This is a genomic window from Ochrobactrum quorumnocens (genome assembly GCF_002278035.1).
Classification (GTDB): Bacteria; Pseudomonadota; Alphaproteobacteria; order Rhizobiales; family Rhizobiaceae; genus Brucella; species Brucella quorumnocens.
The window spans coordinates 354895-373883 of record NZ_CP022605.1; the positions used below are offsets into that span (position 1 = coordinate 354895).

Below are 18989 nucleotides of genomic sequence, written 5' to 3' on the forward strand. Positions count from 1 at the left end.
GATGAAAATCACCGATTTTAAAGTGATGACTTTCGATGTCGTAGGCACTTTGATTGACTTTGAAAGCGGCGTTTTGGATGCGACGCGCAAGGTCGGCGGCGAAAAAACAGCTAAACTGACAGATGATGAGATTTTTGGCCCGTACATTCGTGGACGCGATAAGTTCTACGGTCGCTCTTCGTCGGCAATGAAGGATGTTTACCTTCATATGGCAACAGAGCTGGGCATCAACAACGATCCGGCTTCAGCAGATCTATTTCAGTTTGCAATCCTGCATCATCCCGCTTTTGAAGATTCCATTGCGGCGCTCAAGCGTCTGCGCAAAAATTTCCGCCTCGTCGCGATGACGAATGCTGACCGCACTACTTTTTCGGCATATTCAGAAACTCTCGAAAACCCATTCCATGACAGTGTTACTTGCGATGAAACGGGCTACGCCAAGCCCAATCCCAATTTCTTTGCCTACAATAAAGGCCGTCAGTCAGCTTTCGGGTACAAACAATCCGAAATCCTGCACGTAGCCCAGAGCCAATACCACGACATCGGCATTGCCAAAGAGCTTGGCTATACCACCTGCTGGATCGAGCGTCGTCAGGGGCAGAACGGTTTTGGTGGCACACCGACACCAAAGGGCCTCACGAAGCCCGATTTCCATTTCTCAACCTTAGCGCAACTTGCAGACGCAATCGACGCTGAACTTCTTTCAGCTTCTGTCGCTAACGCAGCGTAAGATCGGAGCGTCACCCGTTATGACGATACGCCCACCCTTCGATGACATTAAATCACTGTGGCAGGCGACCACTACCCAGCGCCCACAGTTTTCAGCGATCGCAGGCGGATGCCAATACGACGTCGCAATCATCGGAGGTGGTTATACGGGTCTCTCAACTGCACGATATCTGGCACGCAAAGGCATGTCAGCAATCGTGCTGGAGGCAAGCCGCATCGGTTGGGGCGCAAGTGGACGTAATGGCGGGGTTATCTCTGCAAAATTCCGGCTGGCATATCGCGAAATTGCCAGCCGCTTCGGCATTGATGTCGCGCGGCGTATGCATGACATCGGCATTGAATCTGTGGAACACGTCCGCGAACTTGTCAGTGATTATGCTATTGAAGGCGCAAACTACCACGCAACTGGCTCTTTACGTTGTGCTCACAATCAGATTTCACTCGATGCAATTAAGGCGGAATGCTCTTGGTTGAAGGAAACGCTCGGCGACAAGGCTTGTTCACTGCAATCAGCCGAACAACTGACTCATGAAACCGGATCAAGTGACTTTGTCGGCGGTATGTTAAATACGCATGGCGGCATCATTCATCCGCTCAATTTCGTATTGGGATTGGCACGCGGCGTACAAGCCGACGGCGTTACAATCTGCGAAAACACGCCTGCAGTCGGCATCAAACGTTACTCAGGCGGCATAATCGTTGAAACCGAAAACGCTGCAATACACGCCAAGACGGTGGTTATCGCTACGAATTCTTATTCTGATCTTACCAGTGCGACTGCTACCGTTAGAAAGTCAATCATCCCATTCCGCTCGGCAATGATCGCAACGCAACCTCTTGCTGGAACAGCGGGCGAACATCTTCTCAAAAATGGACGCAGCTATACTGAAACCCGGCGCATGATGCGCTGGTTCCGCAAGTCGGGCGACAGGCTCATTTACGGTGGACGCGGAGCTTTCGGAAAAACCGATTCAGAAGCAGCCTTTGCAGCATTGCATAAGGCAATGGTAAAGCAGTTTCCTGAACTTCAATCCGTTCAAATCACGCATCGGTGGTCCGGCCTGGTTGCAATGACACTCGACAGCCTCCCACATATTGGGCGTCATGATGATAGAATTGTCTACGCTCTCGGCTACAACGGCACCGGCGTTGCCATGTCGTCGTACATTGGGAAGCATGTGGCTGAGCTTGTTACCGGCAAGCAGGTTGATCTTGGTTTGCTCACACAACTTCCGCTTAAACAAATCCCGTTTTATGGCCTGCGTGCACCAGCCGTTCGTGTGGTCGCAGGCTGGTATCAGTTTCTCGACGTTATTGGACGTTGAGGGAGTTCAAAAGCTGTGCGCCGGAGCAGCTGCTCAATCAAGCCGGTAGACAAGAATGGACCCGGAAAGTCCACACTGAGGAGAACGAACATGCGCATACCAAAACTCGCATTCCTCCTGTCTTCAGCGGCTTTTGCCATTGGCCCCTGCCAAGCATCTGCTGAACAGATCACCTTCGTTTCACAAGGTGGCGCCTATCAGGAAGCTCAGACCAAAGCCATTCTTGATCCCGTCGCCGAAAAGCTTGGCATCACGATCAATCAGGATAGTTCGCCAGACGCATGGCCTGTAATCAAAACACAGACTGAAACAGGAAAGCCGGTTTGGGATGTTATCGACACGCCGGCGAAAGACTGTATTCGTGGCGGCGAGCAAGGCATGATTGAGAAGCTTGACTTTTCCAAACTGCCAAATGTCGAAGATATGCCCGCCGAATATAAATCGCCTTATTCGGTCGCTTACGAATTTTATTCAAGCGTGCTTGCATACAACAAAGACAAGTTTGGCGATAACCCGCCAAAGACATGGGTTGATTTCTGGGACATTAAGAAATTCCCCGGCACCCGTGCCTTGCGCAATCACCCGCTGGCTACCCTCGAGGCCGCTCTGATCGCAGACGGTGTGCCACTCGATAAGCTCTATCCGCTCGATGTTGATCGCGCTTTCAAAAAACTCGAGGAAATCAAGCCATTTGTCACCGTCTGGTGGGCCTCCGGCGCTCAGTCCGCCCAACTTCTTGCCGATGGCGAAGTGGATATGACGATGGCGTGGAACGGGCGCGTATCAGCTGTAGTGAAAGAAGGCCTGCCAGTTGGCTACACTTTCAATCAGGGCTTCCTGCAATACACATCACTTTGCATCCTGAAAGGTGCTCCTAATCTCGAAACCGGCGTGAAGTTCATCAACGCGGCGCTCGATCCTGAAATTCAAGCGAACTTCCCTGCCTATATCGATTACGGACCGGCAAATCCTGCTGCTTATAAGACAGGCAAAATCTCTCCCGAACGCGCTACTGAAATGCCAAGTTCACCGGAGAACGCAGCTAAACAGGTTCTCGTTTCCGATGAATGGTGGAGTTCGCCAGCCGGTGAAAACGCACAGAAACGGTGGGCTGAATTTATCCAGAAATAATCTGAGCAAGCGCGCACGTCTTTGTGGCGTGCGCGCTTCTTACAATTCCGGTGCCACAGCATTTCACGGTGATATTGATGAGAAGTCTGGCCTTAAATCCGAGCGAGCTTTATCAGCGCAAAGAAATGCGACTGATGTTGCTTCTTCTGGCGCCCGCATTAACAGTTATCACGGCCCTGCTGATCGTGCCCCTTGGCTGGCTCGCTTGGCAATCCATCTGGCAAGATGGTGGCTTTACCGCGGTTCACTATCAGCGGTTTCTCACCGACAATGTCTATTGGATGACATTTCTGCAAACTTTCAAAATTGCATTCATCGTAACGATAGCAGCCCTTCTGCTCGGCTACCCGATTGCTTATCTCGCAGCAACAGTCCCTCACAAATGGAGCATCGTCATTCTGGCGATGGTTATCCTGCCATTCTGGACCAGTGTGCTTGTCCGTGCCTATGCATGGCTGATCCTTTTGCAACGAACTGGGTTGGTCAACTCGGCGCTAAAGTCGCTTGGCTTGATCGATGCACCGTTGCTTCTTGTTAATAACGAGTTTGGAACAGTCGTGGCGACAATCCATATTCTGCTACCGTTTATGGTGTTGCCACTTTACGCGACAATGCAGAAAATTCCGCGCGAACTTTCAATGGCTGGTTCAAGCCTCGGCGGCACACCCCTCTATGTTTTCACGCATGTATTCTTGCCTTTGTCGTTGCCCGGCATGATCGCGGGCATGGTGCTGGTCTTCGTTCTAACACTCGGCTTCTATATCACACCGGAACTGCTTGGGGGTGGGCGAACCTATATGGTTTCCATGCTCGTTTCCCGCAACATCGAGGTCTACCATGAGTGGGGCGCTGCATCGTCAATCAGCGTGGTGCTGCTAATCTGCGTTTTCCTGATCTTCCGTTTGACCAGTCTGTTGATCCCGTTTGAACGCATTATGGGGACAAAGTAAGATCATGTCAGTTTCCCGTGCAATTCTCATCACGATCGTATCGTCCATCCTGATCTGGCTGATCATTCCGATCCTGATTATCGTACCAATGTCCTTTTCAGGAACACGATTTCTGACTTTCCCGCCTCCAAGCTGGTCGTTTCGCTGGTATGAGGCCTATCTGGCCAGCAGCGCCTGGATGCAGGCAACCAAGGTTAGTCTGATCGTTGCCATAGCAAGTGCAATTCTTTCCACGATCATAGGCACCGCTGCTGCTTACGCGCTCAATCTAACATCCTCCCGGCTTGTCCGCAGCATGCAGGTAGTTTTACTATTGCCGCTTGTTGTGCCCATCGTCATCACAGCCGTCGGCGTATTCTTCGTCTTTGCAAAGGTCGGCTTGCTGGCGACTCTTTCTGGACTTATCCTCGCCAACGTCATGCTCGGTCTTCCCTATGTGGTCACATCTGTTTTGGTGGGATTGCGCAAATTTGACCCGACACAGGAAATGGTTGCACGCAGTCTTGGTATGAATCGCTTTCGCGCGTTCTTTGCTGTAACGCTCCCGCAGATCAAACCGAGTGTGATTTCCGGCCTGCTCTTTGCATTCATTTCCGCAATTGATGAAACAGTGGTGTCACTATTCATTTCCGGCGGACAGTATCAGACGCTGACCAAGCGCATGTTCACAGCACTTCGTGACGAAATTGATCCAACCATTGCGTCGATCAGTTCGCTTCTGACGGCCGTCTCCTTTATCGTCGTCATGCTCGCAGCCTTGAGTAGCGGTCGACAGCGCAAGGAGCACGCCGCACCATGATTGCCGATCACCTCATACTCGGTGGCGGTTCTGCGGGCTGCGTTCTGGCTGCTCGACTGTCAGAAGACCTAAACCGGCGCGTTATACTTGTCGAGGCAGGCCGTGATATTAGCGCATCTGATATGCCGGATGCCATTCGTAGCCGCTATCCAGGGCGAGCATATCTCGACACAAACAACATCTGGGCGAGACTTAAGGCACATATGGGTGCCAATGGTCGTAATGGTGATAAGCGCGCCTCACGCCGCTATGAACAAGCTAGAATTCTGGGTGGTGGTTCAGCAATCAATGCGCTGATGGCCAATCGTGGTTCACCCTCGGACTACGATGAATGGGAGAGGCTCGGCGCACAGGGGTGGAACTGGGATAGTTGCCTCCCCTACTTCCGAAAGATTGAGGCAGATCGTGATTTTTCAGGCCCTCTGCATGGAAATGATGGTCCAATCTTGATCCGACGTATTGATGGAAAACAGATATCTCCATTCGTTGATCGGGTGATGCAAACAATCGACAAGAATGGCTGGCCTATTGGGGGAGACCAGAATGGTGAATGGCGTGATGGTACCTATCGCGGAGCTGTCGCTGTAAGTGATCAGGGTGAGCGGCTGCCGACTTCCGTAGCATATCTCACCGACGAAGTGCGCAAGCGACCTAATCTGAAAATCATGACCGGCTTTACAGCCATGAAAATCACATTTGACGGCAGAGAAGCCTCGGGAGCCATTGTCAGAAGCACGGACAAAAAAAATCGTGAGATTTACATCAACGCACACGAGGTTATCGTTGCTTCGGGTGCAATTCACTCGCCTGCTTTGCTGATGCGGTCTGGTATCGGCCCCGGCAGTCATCTCGCGAGCTTTGGAATCCCTGTAATCTACGCGCTTGAAGGCGTCGGTCAAAATCTGATGGAGCATCCGTCCATTGCGGTCGCCGCTTATTTGCCACCTACTTCACGTAACAAGAATGAACATGAGCACCACGAACAAGCAATCTGGCGCTACTCATCCGGATTACACGGCACCCCATCCGGTGACATGCATGCGGCAATTCTTGCACGCTCTGGCTGGCACTCCGTCGGCCAACGTATTGGCAGTCTGTTCTTTTGGGTTAATAAATCCTATTCCCGAGGAGCCGTTTCACTGTCGTCTCCTGACGCAGAGGCAGAACCAGATGTCGACTTCCGAATGTTGAGTGACGAGCGCGATCTTTTACGCTTGAAAGATGCTGTCCGAAAAGGTGCGGCAATTCTCTCTAGTCCGCACATGCATGCCTATGCTGGTACTGTTTTTCCGTCCAGCTACACGCCCCGCGTGGCACAAGTTGCAGTCCCCGGCTCTTGGAACGCGGCTCAACGAGGGTTGTTAGCCGCAATGTTGGATATAGCAGGCCCATTGCGCGGAGCACTTATGACGACCCTTATCACATCGGGCGTAAGCATTCGCTCGTTGCTCGAAGATGAAGTTTCTCTGACCGAGTTTGTACGGAAACATGTTGGAGGTACTTGGCACCCTTCATGTACATGTCGCATGGGGATAGCTAGCGATAAAATGGCTGTAACGACCTTTACAGGAAAGGTTAACGGTATCAAAGGGCTCAGAATATGCGATGCGTCACTGATGCCTTCAATACCTTGCGCAAATACCAATATCCCGACGGTGATGATTGCCGAACGAATTGCCGACATGATAAAAAGCAAACTACATCAGTGACGAAGGACCTTCAATCAACGAAGGGCGGCAAGCCAGGTGTCGGAGCGCGGAAGGCCGAATGCGCAGTGGCTCAATGATGAGATTCTGAGTGCTTCACTTATGAACATCTAACGATTATATCCCATGGAAATTTTTGCCAATTCAGCAAAAATGTCCTCATTCCCGGCAATAACGGGATTTCCTCTCCTCAAACCATCGTTAGCAAGGAAATCGTTGGTCTTAAGTCCGGCTGCACGAATGATTGCGATCGCGCCGAGACAATCCCAGGAATTGATATGCGGCTCAATATATCCAATCAGGCGACCGCTTGCAACGTAACAGAGCGTTAATGCTCCCGAACCCTCGCGACTGAACATACCACCTGCCTTTAGCAGCCGTTCAAACATAGGCAGAAACTCGTCGGGTGTCACACGCGGAGAATAACCAACACCCACGATCCCTTCGCGAACAGACCGCGCTGGATGCCGCTCAACCGCTTTATCATTCAAAGTGGCAGCCCGGTTTTCACCGCCGGCGAAGAGTTCATTTCTTGCGGGTGCATATACCATGCCGAACTTGAGCACTCCGTCTTTCACAAATGCGATCGAGACGCACCAACTCGTCATGCCGGAAATAAACGGTTGCGTTCCGTCAATCGGATCAACAACCCAAATACCCTGGTTAGGCTCGAAGGCAGTAATGCCCGTTTCCTCTCCGAGAAAGGCATCCTGTGGAAAAGAAGCAGCAAGTCTTTGTTTGATGAGAAGCTCTGTCTGAAGATCGGCTTCGCTTGCCATATCCTGAAGACGCTTACTCTGAATCGTCAGTGCTTGCCGATTACTAAAATACCGATTTGCAAGATCGCCAGCCTCACGGATCAGAGCGAGTGAAAACTCATATCGTTCATCAATTGCGTCGGAGTCGGTCACAATGGTCTTCCCTTGTTTAAAAGTGCCGCAAAGGCAAAGTTCATCAATCTTTCCAGAGCCAGGCAGCTCCACGCACACCACTGGAATCCCCATGGATAGCCTTGCGAATTGGGGTATGGAACACGGTGGAAAAAGTCCGCTTAGCAAGGGCCGCAGGTAGATCCCGATAAAGTTCGTCGACATTCGACATGCCGCCACCCATAACAAGAATGTCTGGATCAAGCGTGTTGATGACAGTCGCAAGCCCACGCGCTACCCTCTCGATATAACGTGACCACAATAGGCCGCTCAAACGATCCCCTGATCGCATGCGTTCTATGATTTCGCGGGCTTTCAATTCCTCTTGAGTGTGGCGGAAGTATTCCGCCTCAAATGCACGCCCAGAAACCCATGTCTCCATGCAACCATGGCGGCCGCAATAACATGGCTGACCTGGCAATTCCGTTACATCAGGAAACGGCAGCGGATTATGTCCCCACTCGCCGCCGCAATTATTGGGCCCGTGATGAGCTCTTCCTGCGACCGCAATACCTGCTCCCGCGCCAGATCCAAGGATGACAGCAAAGACCACATTGTAACCGGTTCCTGCCCCATCCATAGCTTCTGAAGCAGCGAAGCAATCCGCGTCATTTTCGACCCTGAGGTCACGCTTGAGACAAGCATGGAGATCCTTTTCTACCGGACGCCCTAATAGCCAAGTAGAGCTCGCTCCCTTTCCAACACGACTGACTGGCTCAAGCGATCCAGGAATGCCGATGCCCACGGGGCCGGTTCTTCCTGTCTGCTGCTCCAATGCGGAAATCATTCCCTCAATAACACTAATACACCCAAAATAGTCGTGGCGGGGCGTATCAGCACGCAAGCGCAAAAGCTCCCGCCCATCTTTTTCCATAGCGACACCTTCAATCTTGGTGCCACCCCAATCAATCCCAATAAGCATGCTCCTCCCTTCCGGCAGCTGTATCTCCATCTGCCGCACGCATAAACTTAATTTAGTTTCCGGCTAACTAAAGAGAATATCCCTGTCCCGCGCATAATCGGCAAGAAGGGGCAAGCTCGCAGCACCCAATACACGGGCGTCACTGCCGATATTGCCTTCAACTATTTCGACCGGCGCCACCCCCTGAACTTCCATTTGCGCTACTTTCTCGCGGGTCCGGCAAACCAGCTCAGCACGCACGTGTGACGGGAACCCGCCGTCGATCACCACATTGTGGAAGTCGATTACCGAAATTGCCGAAGCGATGACAAAGGCAAGGCCGTCGGAAGCCTGTTCCGTCCAACGATCAAGAACGCCACCCAGATGACTCCAATCCTCGGATTTATGCCAGATTACGCTGGGATCACCGCCCGACTGCACGATCATGCGTTCAAGCAGATAGATCGACGCGCATTGTATGAGCCGTTTAGGCGCTTCGCCTGCAACAGGTGAAGGTACAGGCGCAGAACCGATCGACCCCGCATAGCCACGGCGCCCCGGGTACAAAGCACCATCGAGTACCACACCACCGCCGACAAGCGTGGCAAAAAACACGTAAAGGAAATCCTGATATTTTCGGCCGACACCAAAGGCCATCTCGGCTGCGCAGGCAGCAGTGGCATCATTATAGGAATAAACTGGCATAGAGAAAACCTGCTCGATGTGCGTCTTGAGATCAAAAGCCTTCCAAGCATCAACAACGGCGTGGGGCGCACCTACCTCTTCTTCCCAGCTCCACATTTCAGATGGCATCGCAATTCCGATGCCCCGTACCCGCCCCAGCTGGATCCTCGTCAAGTTATCGATGATTTCGTTGATCCCTTTGTCAACAAAACCAACCAGCAAAGCCGGTGTGGGATACGCAAAATTAAGACTGATTAGGCGGCGCACCTGCCCTGCCATATCCATCAGCACAAGTTCAGCCGTCCGGCGCCCTACTTTGACGCCGATCGAAAAGGCACCTTCTGGATTAAGTGACATTGGCACGGAAGGCTGGCCAACTTTGCCCCGTTGTGGCTCTCCGCGCAAAAGCAAGCCATCGCTTTCCAACTGGCTCATGATCACCGAACTCGCCTGAGCCGAAAGCCCGGTCATGCGCGAAACCTCGCCTTTTGATAGGGGGCCATGAGAGCGGATGAGCGAAAGAACCAGTCGCTCATTATAAAGCTTCATTCCGGTCTGATTTGTGCCCCGGCTCGGATCACTCAAGCTTGGCGGAAACTCTTCAGGTCCATCCATCTTAAACAAAGCCACCTCCCCAGTTCAAAAATCGCATTATACACGTCAATTGCGCAAAACGGTGCGCCAGTTTCTCGGTGCGCGAACTGAGATCGCATCACGTTCCTACTGCTCTGAACCTTAGCATCCATAATTAGAAATTTCTATCAATACGTCAATATATAAATCATACCGCATGATTTATATGACCATAAATAAGGATTTTTCATTATTTTCTAAGAGTTCGTGAAGTTGCGTTCTTTTTATTAAATCATCCGGTATTATATATTGACACAGGCGCAGATAGCTGATTGCAATTAAGAGCCAGCGCTGCGGAGGAGGAACTGTCAGTCTGGAGGCACTTGTTCGAAGCCGGCTACACCGGCACTGGGAGGAATGATGCGGAAATATTTCACACTTATGGTTTCGACACTCGCATTCACTTCGCTGTCATACGGCAATGCTCGCGCTGATGAAGCAAGCGTCTGCCTGGTAACGAAAACAGAGAATAATCCATTCTTTGTAAAGATGAAGGAAGGCGCGACCGCCAAGGCTGCAGAACTAGGCATGAAACTACTCAGCTATGCGGGCAAAGCGGAAGGAGATGTCGACACACAGATCTCAGCAATTGAGTCCTGTGTCGCGGCGGGAGCAAAAGGCATCCTTTTGGTGCCAAATGACTCAAGCGCACTTGTGCCTGTCGTAAAGCAGGCGCGGGATCAGGGCGTGCTGGTCGTCGCACTCGACACGCCACTCGCGCCAGCCGACGCAGCCGATGCAACCTTCGCTACCGACAATTTTAAAGCGGGTGTTCTGATCGGTGAATGGGCAAAGGGCCGTATGGGAGAGAAAGCCAGCGATGCGAAAATCGCACTTCTCAATCTTAATGCGCAGCAAATTACGGTTGATTACATGCGCAATCAGGGCTTCATGTCTGGTTTCGGGATCGACATCAAAAACAAGACCCGCATTGGCGATGAGGACGACGGCCGAATTATTGGAAATGAAGCCAGTAACTCCAACGAAGAAGGCGGGCGTACGGCGATGGAAAGCCTGCTGCAAGTCAATCCAGAGATAAATCTGGTCTACACCATCAACGAGCCCGCTGCAGCCGGGGCACATGAAGCGATCAAGGCTGCAGGACTTGAAGACCAGATCACCATTGTGTCCATTGATGGTGGGTGTCCCGGCGTCAATAACGTCAAACAAGGCATTATTGGAGCGACATCGATGCAGTTCCCATTGCAGATGGCTTCGATGGGTGTGGAAGCTATCAAGACATTCGTGGATAGTGGAAAGAAGCCACAAACCTCGGATGGGCTGGATTTTGTCGACACTGGCACCGAACTTGTTACCGACCATCCGGTAGAAGGCACAAAATCAATGTCATCGGAAGAAGCGCTCAAAAAATGCTGGGGCTAGTCCAATATTCCGCAAAAATCTGACAAGGAATGCGGGTGGCTCTTCGGTGTCCAACCGCGATCGTCAAGGTCATGAAGAAAGATCGTTGTCATGTCAAACGCCCAGACATCGCAGGAAATCCTGCCTAAAATCGCGACCAGTCAGCCGGATCATGCGCAGTTTGAAACAACCGATGCCGGGCTTCTCGCCCGCATCCAACGCTTCTTTCACAGCTACCCTACCACAGTTCCACTCGTCGTACTCATTCTCTCGCTGATTGGCTTCGGTATTGTGGCTGGGGACCGTTTTTTTTCCGCCTACAACATGTCGCTGATCGTGCAGCAAGTCTCGATTATCGGAATTCTCGCGGCAGCTCAAAGCCTGATAATTCTGACTGCCGGCATCGATCTATCTGTTGCGGCTATTATGGTACTTAGCTCTGTCATTGCTGGAAATCTTGCTGTCAACCTTGGGACTCCTGTCAGTTTCTCACTCATAATCGCCTTTTTGTGCGGCACGGCAATTGGTCTTTTCAACGGATTTCTCATCACCAAAGTCAAGTTGCCGCCTTTCATTGCCACTTTGGGTACCTGGAACATCTTTTATGCACTCAACCTCTATTTATCCGGTGCCCAGTCCATCAGGGGAACCGAGATTGATGTTACAGCGCCAGCACTCAAGTTCTTCGGCAACACCATTTCTATCCTAGGGGCACAGATCAGCTACGGTTCTCTTTTACTGATCGCCCTATTTGCGATCCTCTGGTACGCGCTTTCACGCACGTCTTGGGGGCGTCATGTCTACGCAGTGGGCGATGACCCGGAGGCTGCAAAGCTTGCTGGTATTCGCACTGATCGCGTCCTAATCTCGGTTTACGCTGTTGCGGGCTTCATCTGTGCCCTTGCAGGCTGGTCTGCAATCGGGCGTGTGGGGTCAGTATCTCCTACCAGCTTCTTCGAGGGCAATCTGCAGTCGATTACGGCCGTAGTGATTGGTGGAATATCATTGTTTGGGGGCCGCGGCTCCATTCTTGGTCCTTTGATCGGGGCTCTCATCGTTGGTGTTTTCCAGTCCGGCTTACGCATTGCGGGGGTCGATGTGCTTTGGCAACTCTTCGCAATCGGCTGGCTCATCCTGCTTGCCGTGGCCGTTGACCAGTGGATCAGAAAGGTATCAGCATGACCCTCACTCCCGTACTGCAGGCGAAAGGCCTCTCCAAAAAATATGGACGTGTTGTAGCTATAGACGGCGCTGATTTCGAGCTGATGCCGGGAGAAATTCTGGCAGTCATCGGTGACAATGGCGCAGGCAAATCGAGCTTGATCCGTGCCCTCTCTGGTGCACTTAAAACCGATAGTGGTGAAATCCTGTTAGATGGCAAACCGATAAATTTCTCAACGCCAATGGAGGCTCGACAAGCAGGTATTGAAACAGTCTATCAGACACTTGCCCTGTCACCGGCCCTGTCGATCAGCGATAATATGTTCCTTGGCCGCGAAATTCACAGCAAGGGTTTAATGGGCAAGTACTTTCGACAGCTCGACCGCCAAACCATGGATCGCGTAGCACGCGATAAGCTTAACGAACTGGGCCTGATGACAATTCAGAATATCGCTCAGCCGGTCGAAACTCTTTCGGGTGGCCAACGTCAGGGGATCGCCGTTGCACGCGCCGCAGCCTTCGGGTCAAAAGTCATCATTATGGATGAGCCGACAGCAGCACTTGGTGTCAAGGAAAGCCAGAAAGTTCTCGAATTAATCAAAACCGTGCGCTCGCGCGGGGTGCCAATCGTGCTCATCAGCCACAACATGCCCCACGTTTTCGAATTGGCGGACCGTATCCATATACACCGGCTCGGCAAGCGACTAGCCGTGGTGCGCCCGACAGAATTTTCAATGTCGGACGTGGTGGCAATGATGACAGGCGCCATGCAGCCCCCATCTGAAATGCTGCAGTGATCTCATTGAACAGAACCGCGACGCTCGGACCCTTGCACCAAACCTCCGCAACTTTGCATGCTTAAAAGGTGTACCTTGAAATTTTGCTTCAATACTTTCGCGTTCAGCAGTTTTCCCACATTTTTGCCAACCTATTCCCTTAAAGAGACGATACGCATTCTGGCCGAGATTGGGTATGATGCTGTTGAGATCGGATGTTGTGCGCCCCACGCTTGGCCAGATCATCTTTCCAAAGATGATCGCAAGGAAATCGCCAAGGCGGCAAAGGGTGAAGATATTGCGATATCAAGCCTCTTGCCGGCTATTGGTGGAGGGTTTGGTTGCAACCCCTGCTCAACTCTGGCAGCTGAACGACAGGCTACAATCGATCATTATATGAAAATCATCGATCTTGCACATGACCTTAATGCCGGAATGATAATTTATATCGGCGGGTGGCGCGCGCAGGGCATGTCGCAGTCTGACGGTTGGGCTTATAGTCTGAGTTGTCTACAACAGGTTGCAGCCTATGCTAGCGCTGCCGAAATCCAGATTGCAATTGAACCCACAACAGCCGACACAAATCTCGTTGATAACGCTGCAGACGCGCGGCGCATGATGGCTGAATGCGAAGCCACCAATGTCGGACTTATGTTTGATAGCTGTCATGTAGTCTTTGATGGCCAAAGCCCGCAATCGTATGTCCACGCCATGAGCGACGCGTTGCTACACCTTCACGCTGCCGATACCGGACGCACCGCGATTGGAAAGGGTAAAATCGACTGGGACAGCCTGCTTAAGTCACTGTTAGAGTATCAGTATAAAGGCTATTTCACGGTGGAAACAGGCTTTGGCAGTAGAGACGTCGATCCAGTCGATGTCGCCCGCTTCAGCCTTTCGTATTTGCGAGAACGATTAAGTTTTCTGCACGAATGCCGCTAAGGTCAATTTCTAACGAGCAGATGCATTAGTAACTCGCTGTTTGGTTGCGGAACATGATTGGGATGAGGTAGGATGGGCTATTGCTGAAAATGCGTGGCGTTTCGACACCATGATCAATGAGGCCCTGTGATGATGCAAATCCATCCTCAAGCCCGAACGACCCCTGCGTGCGAGCAGAAATTGCCCGATCAACAGAGCCGACAGGCATCGTCGTCAGACGCTATGGCATCAGTGATGAGACACTCTGCATGAAGTTAAAAGCTTGGCAACGGCATTTTCGTTAGCACGTGCAGCCACTTCATGTTCAGAGTGCCAGTCAAGAATCCTGGCTCCAACCCAAAGCCGACGAACCACGTTGCCAAATGCGTTAAAAGCAGAATTGAAAAAAATTTTGCTTCGACATGCCATAATGGAAGGCATGATGCCCTGGGGGCAGCTTTTCCATGTTGCTAACACTACCCGACTTGCCATTCCCCTGCGTCCTCGGGAATGGTTGGAAGATCGTCGTACACGAATGGAAAATGGGTTGAAAACACTAGCGCGCGCAGCGTGCAACGGGACAATCTCTGGCGGAACCATCAACACGCTACGAGTGAAGGGTTGGATGTTTACGCTTCTGAGCCTGATCTGCAATCTGCGGCGCGTAACGAACAATCCAATGATTCAATGTTGCATGGTCAACGTCCACCCCACGCTCGGCCAGATCTCCTGAAGATCACGATAAGAAACGGAATAACGAACATAGAAGAACACTGCATAAAGGATGACACTTTTGGGGAAATGAAAACCTTTGAAATCAATCGCCATAGCCAGTCACCTCACTCAATTATTCCCACCGAAACGACAATAGCGCAGCAGAAATGAAAATTTCGCGCCAGAACCCGGGGAAGTGCTTCGGCTACAGAGTCCCCCCCGAACTCATTTCCCGATCATTCGCAGAACGGAGCCTGATCTCCCCTTGTGGCGTCTGTCATTGATTTTCACGGAGTGACCTCATTCAGATTCGAAATTCATTGAATAGGATTGGTTTTCATGACACAATGCGAGTGAAAAAGAATTTCATGGGAAAGTATCAAAAATCATGCTTCTTGGGCAAAAGAAGCCATTTTCAGGCCAAGTAAGCTTTTTTCACGACCGTCGCCTGCCGGAACGAGCAATCCCGGTCGGATACGCGTCCCTAATCGACGCTTTCGAGCTCGCTGTTCCCGTGCCGATCAACCTCGCCGCCATCGGTGCGCGCCACAAAGTCTATCAAGCTGACGACTGGAAGCTTTATACGCCACGCCACCAACCAGACGCTAGTCTCACAGGTCATCTGACCTTCGCTTTACGTTACGAAGGTCTGGACCTAGCCGTCCTTAAAGCCCTGTTTCAGGCTACTGGGCCAAGGCCACTTATCGAGATCGTGCATGCAGCGCCGACCGGTGCGTATGCGCGGCGTCTCTGGTTTCTTTATGAATGGCTGCTCGACACCAGGCTCGATCTCGATGATGCAACCCAAGGCACATACGCCCTGGTCGTCGATCCCGATCTGCAGTGGGCAATCGATGGGACGACATCCTCTCGCCATCGGGTGAAGAATAATCTGCCGGGCACACCCGCCTTCTGCCCGATGATCTTCCGCACACCCAAGCTGGATGCTTTTATCGCCCGAGATCTCGGCGAGGAGGCTCGGCGCCTGATCGCTGAGGTGCCGGCCGATTTGCTTGCCCGTACTGCGGCCTTCCTGCTCCTTAAGGATTCACGGTCGAGTTTCCAGATTGAAGGCGAAGACCCTCCCCGGGACCGCATTCAACGCTGGGGACAGGTTATCGCGGAGGCCGGTCGCCATCCAATCGACCGTGCCGAACTGGAACGATTGCAGCGCATCGTTATTGGCGATGCGCGTTTCGTGCACCTTGGCCTGCGCGCTGATAGCGGCTTTGTCGGAGAGCATGATCGCCTGAGCGGCGCGCCCATTCCGGATCATGTCAGCGCCCGGCATGACGATCTGCCAACTCTGATCGAAGGATTGACCGCATTCGACCGCGGTGCAGCACGGCAACTGGACCCGGTATTAGCCGGGGCCACCCTTGCTTTCGGCTTCGTCTATATCCATCCGTTTGAGGACGGAAATGGACGCCTGCATCGTTACGTCATCCATCATGTTTTGGCGGAACGCGGTTTCAATCCGCCTGGGTTGGTGTTTCCTGTCTCGGCAGTCATTCTCGACCGCATTGATGAGTACCGGCACGTGTTGGAGACCTATTCCCGTCGCCTGTTGCCTTTTGTCCGCTGGCGACCGACCGAGCAAGGCAATGTCGAGGTGCTGAACGAGACGGTCGATTTTTATCGATATTTCGACGCAACGCCCCATGCGGAATTCCTGTTCGAATGCGTGGCGCGTACCATTGATATTGACCTGCCAGCAGAGACCGCCTTCCTGAAAACCTATGATAGTTTCAAGAATGAGGTCTCGCGCATGATTGACATGCCGGACAGGCTGCTCGATCTCCTGTTCCGCTTTCTAAGCCAGAATGGCGGTAAGCTGTCGAAGCGTGCTCGCGAAAGGGAGTTTGCCGGCCTAGCTGAAGAGGAGGCTGCGCATATCGAGCTCATCTACACTGAATTGCTGCAGTCCTGATTGGGCTTTACCAACGATACGGCTGGGTTCGCCCGATTAAACGGTGCGAATTGGTTGGCCTGTTTCTGATTTTGAGTTAGAGTCAAGAACATGCCCACAATCTAAGGAAGATTAATTAGCGGCAGCTTCTGCTCTTCCCAATATCTCTGTGATCAGAATAAGCGTTAGAGAGGGTCGCTAATCCAGTCTTCAAATGCATTCCGTATCCTAAGTACAAATACGGATCCGTTTTGTTCGATTTGATAAACAATTAGATGAGCTTTAAACGGATGAATACGAACAGGTGTAGAGATTTCTTCCCGTTCGCGTGCCATTTGTGGATTTTTGGCAATCAGATCCAACGTGTTAAACAGGTCCGAATGATATCGTTTGGCCTGTATAGGTCCGAATATTGCTATGCCGTGCTCTGCAATAGCAATTATATCTTCTTCCGCCTGAACTGAGAGACTGAATATCATTAGTTGCGTTTCAGAGATTTTTCCGCGTTAGCAATTGCAATAGCGAAGAGATCATCACGCGAACGAGTTCCCTTGCCACTTTGTAGGCCATCGTCGACAAATCGCTGCATTGCTGCGATCTTATCGCCACGCATCTGATCCTTACGGATCAAGTCGCGCACATAATCACTTACGTTCGAATAGCGCCCTGTTTTGGCCTGCGCCTCAACCCATTCTTTCATGGGATGAGGGAGCGATACATTCATCGTAGCCATCTAATTCTCCTATCTGTGCAATCCATAATCACAGATTGGCAAAGTTTGTCAATTTATTATCCACTCCTGCCGCTGCGTTGTACGCAAGCCACTTATTATGATTGCCAGTCAAGAACAAAGGCCGTCGAATTGAATTCCGGATCAAACTGAATCGTGCACTTCGCGTTTACTCTCCGAACGTACCTATCCGCATATCGATCTGAATGAGCGTTGCAACAAATCACACATCAATCAGCCCCCCAAGTAAAAGCTGATTCTAGTTTACTTGGGGACTTGAATATTATAGGTCTCCCAGAAGGTCGTTAATTCTGTTTTCTGATTCCGTAAGGGCTTCTTCTATAGGCTTGTTTCCTACGATAGCCGCATTTAGCTCTTCTGCTAAGATATCTTGGATAGCAAATTGCCGTTGAACTTGTGGTGGCAATGTCTGGCCTGTAGTTGCAATTTTCTCGACGTCAGAGCGGTGTGGCATCGCTGCGAATGTTTCTGAATCGATAATGGACTGGATTGCAGGCAAATGCCCGGTGCGTGCCCACTCGGTTTCATTGTCAGCTAGAAACTTAAACAGCTTGCCGATGGCCGCACTTTGCTCATCTGATCTATCTCTTTTCGGAAGAACCCATGCATGCCCATCGGCATAAGTTGCGTTTTTCTCAGGAAACAACTGAGATACCGGATATACGCGATAACCGTCTGAGAGAGGGTTGCCCGGCTTTTTTGCTTGCTCGTCGAATGTACCAATGAGCCACGTGCCATTCACCGCAATACCACCTGCCCCCTGACTAAAGGCTGCCACCGAGGCGGCGTAATCCATATCCTTTGTACTTAGTCCCTCAGTATAAATCTTCTTCATCAGCGAAAGCGCCGCCACACCCTCTGGCGATTTCAGCTTTATCTCGGCTGGATTGGCAAAGAAATCTGAATTCTGTTGCTGCAACCAGGTGTAGAATAGCCTTGCATAGGCCGCGCTTTCGTTCGCCGTGATTTGCACAAAATAAGGTTTTCCAGTCTTCTCCTTAAACTGGGTACCTTGAACAAACAATTCATCGACACTCGTCGGCAGAATTGGCGTGCCATCCGGGTTTACCAAACCCGCTTCTTTCATCAGATTCATATTGATATGAAACAACATTGTCCACGTGTCAAAAGGCAGACCATAAACAGCCTCTTCTTTTGTCACGCCACTTTTGGCCACATCAGTGAAGGTTGACAAATCAACGCCTGCGCTGGTCAAAAGCTCGTCGATCGGCTCGATCAATCCACGCGACTGATAGTCAGGTATGATCGAATAATGCATGCTCACCACATCTGGAGCAGACCGAGAGGCCAACTGTGCATTAAGCTGATCATAACCGGGCCACTCGACGGTAGTGACATTCACTTTTATATCAGGGTTATCTTGCTGAAATTTATTAACCAGAGTGGTTATGATGCCGCATTCACCGACAGCTTTTGAAACATCCGTACTCTTGCCATATTCGGCTTCGCAAGCACCGAAGAAACGTTGCAGATTGATCGTTACTTCCGCTTGCGCAACCGACATCAGGCTATAGAAACCAAATACACTTCCAAGTAAAATTCGTTTCATTTCTCTCTCCCTTTTTTGCTTCGCATGAAAGATCGCTC

General features: G+C 51.3%; 17 protein-coding genes and 2 pseudogenes. 12 read left to right on the top strand and 7 right to left on the bottom strand.

Annotation, left to right across the window (positions count from 1 at the left end):
• Position 1 precedes the first annotated feature (1 nt).
• From CES85_RS23730 to CES85_RS23755, 6 genes are all read left to right on the top strand, one after another.
• Positions 2-730: an HAD-IA family hydrolase gene (locus CES85_RS23730; protein ID WP_095448290.1), complete on the top strand. Its 729-nt coding sequence runs from the start codon at positions 2-4 to the stop codon at positions 728-730.
• A 19-nt stretch (positions 731-749) separates the two neighbouring features.
• Positions 750-2054, top strand: coding sequence for an NAD(P)/FAD-dependent oxidoreductase (locus CES85_RS23735; RefSeq protein WP_095448291.1), 1305 nt, complete (start codon positions 750-752; stop codon positions 2052-2054).
• A gap of 90 nt (positions 2055-2144) precedes the next feature.
• Entirely contained in the window at positions 2145-3185 is a 1041-nt protein-coding gene (locus CES85_RS23740; RefSeq protein WP_095448292.1) for an ABC transporter substrate-binding protein, read from the top strand.
• Positions 3186-3262: 77 nt separating this feature from the next.
• Positions 3263-4135 carry an ABC transporter permease gene (locus CES85_RS23745; protein ID WP_095448839.1) on the top strand — a complete coding sequence of 291 codons (873 nt, stop codon included), beginning with the start codon at positions 3263-3265 and terminating at the stop codon, positions 4133-4135.
• A gap of 4 nt (positions 4136-4139) precedes the next feature.
• Positions 4140-4934 (top strand): ABC transporter permease, encoded by a 795-nt coding sequence (locus tag CES85_RS23750; protein ID WP_095448293.1) that lies wholly within the window; start codon positions 4140-4142, stop codon positions 4932-4934.
• Positions 4931-6643 carry a GMC family oxidoreductase gene (locus CES85_RS23755; RefSeq protein WP_095448294.1) on the top strand — a complete coding sequence of 571 codons (1713 nt, stop codon included), beginning with the start codon at positions 4931-4933 and terminating at the stop codon, positions 6641-6643. Before CES85_RS23750 ends, CES85_RS23755 begins: the two co-directional genes overlap by 4 nt.
• A gap of 107 nt (positions 6644-6750) precedes the next feature.
• On the opposite strand, the gene CES85_RS27940 is transcribed toward CES85_RS23755, so the two are convergent.
• The 3 genes from CES85_RS27940 to CES85_RS23770 all read right to left on the bottom strand — a co-directional run bounded on the left by CES85_RS27940 (position 6751) and on the right by CES85_RS23770 (position 9769).
• Positions 6751-7644 carry an inositol monophosphatase family protein gene (locus tag CES85_RS27940; RefSeq protein WP_095448295.1) on the bottom strand — a complete coding sequence of 298 codons (894 nt, stop codon included), beginning with the start codon at positions 7642-7644 and terminating at the stop codon, positions 6751-6753.
• Entirely contained in the window at positions 7595-8491 is an 897-nt protein-coding gene (locus CES85_RS23765; protein WP_095448296.1) for an ROK family protein, read from the bottom strand. The genes CES85_RS27940 and CES85_RS23765 overlap by 50 nt, the downstream gene beginning before the upstream one ends.
• A 63-nt stretch (positions 8492-8554) precedes the next feature.
• Complete coding sequence (locus CES85_RS23770; RefSeq protein ID WP_095448297.1) at positions 8555-9769, bottom strand: ROK family transcriptional regulator; 1215 nt, start codon at positions 9767-9769, stop codon at positions 8555-8557.
• Positions 9770-10147: 378 nt separating this feature from the next.
• On the opposite strand from CES85_RS23770, the gene CES85_RS23775 reads away from it, so the two are divergent.
• The 5 genes and pseudogenes from CES85_RS23775 to CES85_RS28365 form a co-directional block, all read left to right on the top strand.
• Entirely contained in the window at positions 10148-11170 is a 1023-nt protein-coding gene (locus tag CES85_RS23775; protein WP_404904628.1) for a substrate-binding domain-containing protein, read from the top strand.
• Positions 11171-11260: 90 nt separating this feature from the next.
• Positions 11261-12331 carry an ABC transporter permease gene (locus tag CES85_RS23780; protein WP_095448299.1) on the top strand — a complete coding sequence of 357 codons (1071 nt, stop codon included), beginning with the start codon at positions 11261-11263 and terminating at the stop codon, positions 12329-12331.
• A complete protein-coding gene (locus tag CES85_RS23785; protein ID WP_095448300.1) occupies positions 12328-13107 on the top strand; it encodes an ATP-binding cassette domain-containing protein in 780 nt (259 codons plus the stop codon). The genes CES85_RS23780 and CES85_RS23785 overlap by 4 nt, the downstream gene beginning before the upstream one ends.
• Positions 13108-13230: 123 nt before the next feature.
• Positions 13231-14028: a sugar phosphate isomerase/epimerase family protein gene (locus tag CES85_RS23790; protein ID WP_157743498.1), complete on the top strand. Its 798-nt coding sequence runs from the start codon at positions 13231-13233 to the stop codon at positions 14026-14028.
• Positions 14029-14157: 129 nt separating this feature from the next.
• Positions 14158-14273, top strand: a pseudogene (locus CES85_RS28365) (IS481 family transposase); the annotation flags it as partial.
• A gap of 344 nt (positions 14274-14617) precedes the next feature.
• Here CES85_RS28365 and CES85_RS23800 read toward each other — a convergent pair.
• Positions 14618-14835, bottom strand: a pseudogene (locus CES85_RS23800) (IS6 family transposase); the annotation flags it as partial.
• 274 nt (positions 14836-15109) lie between these two features.
• Between CES85_RS23800 and CES85_RS23805 the strand changes: the two are divergent.
• Positions 15110-16651, top strand: a complete 1542-nt coding sequence (locus tag CES85_RS23805; protein ID WP_095448302.1) for a Fic family protein — start codon at positions 15110-15112, stop codon at positions 16649-16651.
• 164 nt (positions 16652-16815) lie between these two features.
• Here CES85_RS23805 and CES85_RS23810 read toward each other — a convergent pair whose 3' ends face one another.
• From CES85_RS23810 to CES85_RS23820, 3 genes are all read right to left on the bottom strand, one after another.
• A complete protein-coding gene (locus CES85_RS23810; RefSeq protein WP_095448303.1) occupies positions 16816-17109 on the bottom strand; it encodes a type II toxin-antitoxin system RelE/ParE family toxin in 294 nt (97 codons plus the stop codon).
• Positions 17109-17363 (bottom strand): type II toxin-antitoxin system ParD family antitoxin, encoded by a 255-nt coding sequence (locus tag CES85_RS23815; RefSeq protein ID WP_095448304.1) that lies wholly within the window; start codon positions 17361-17363, stop codon positions 17109-17111. Before CES85_RS23815 ends, CES85_RS23810 begins: the two co-directional genes overlap by 1 nt.
• 280 nt (positions 17364-17643) lie before the next feature.
• Positions 17644-18951 carry an extracellular solute-binding protein gene (locus CES85_RS23820; RefSeq protein ID WP_095448305.1) on the bottom strand — a complete coding sequence of 436 codons (1308 nt, stop codon included), beginning with the start codon at positions 18949-18951 and terminating at the stop codon, positions 17644-17646.
• Positions 18952-18989: the final 38 nt, after the last annotated feature.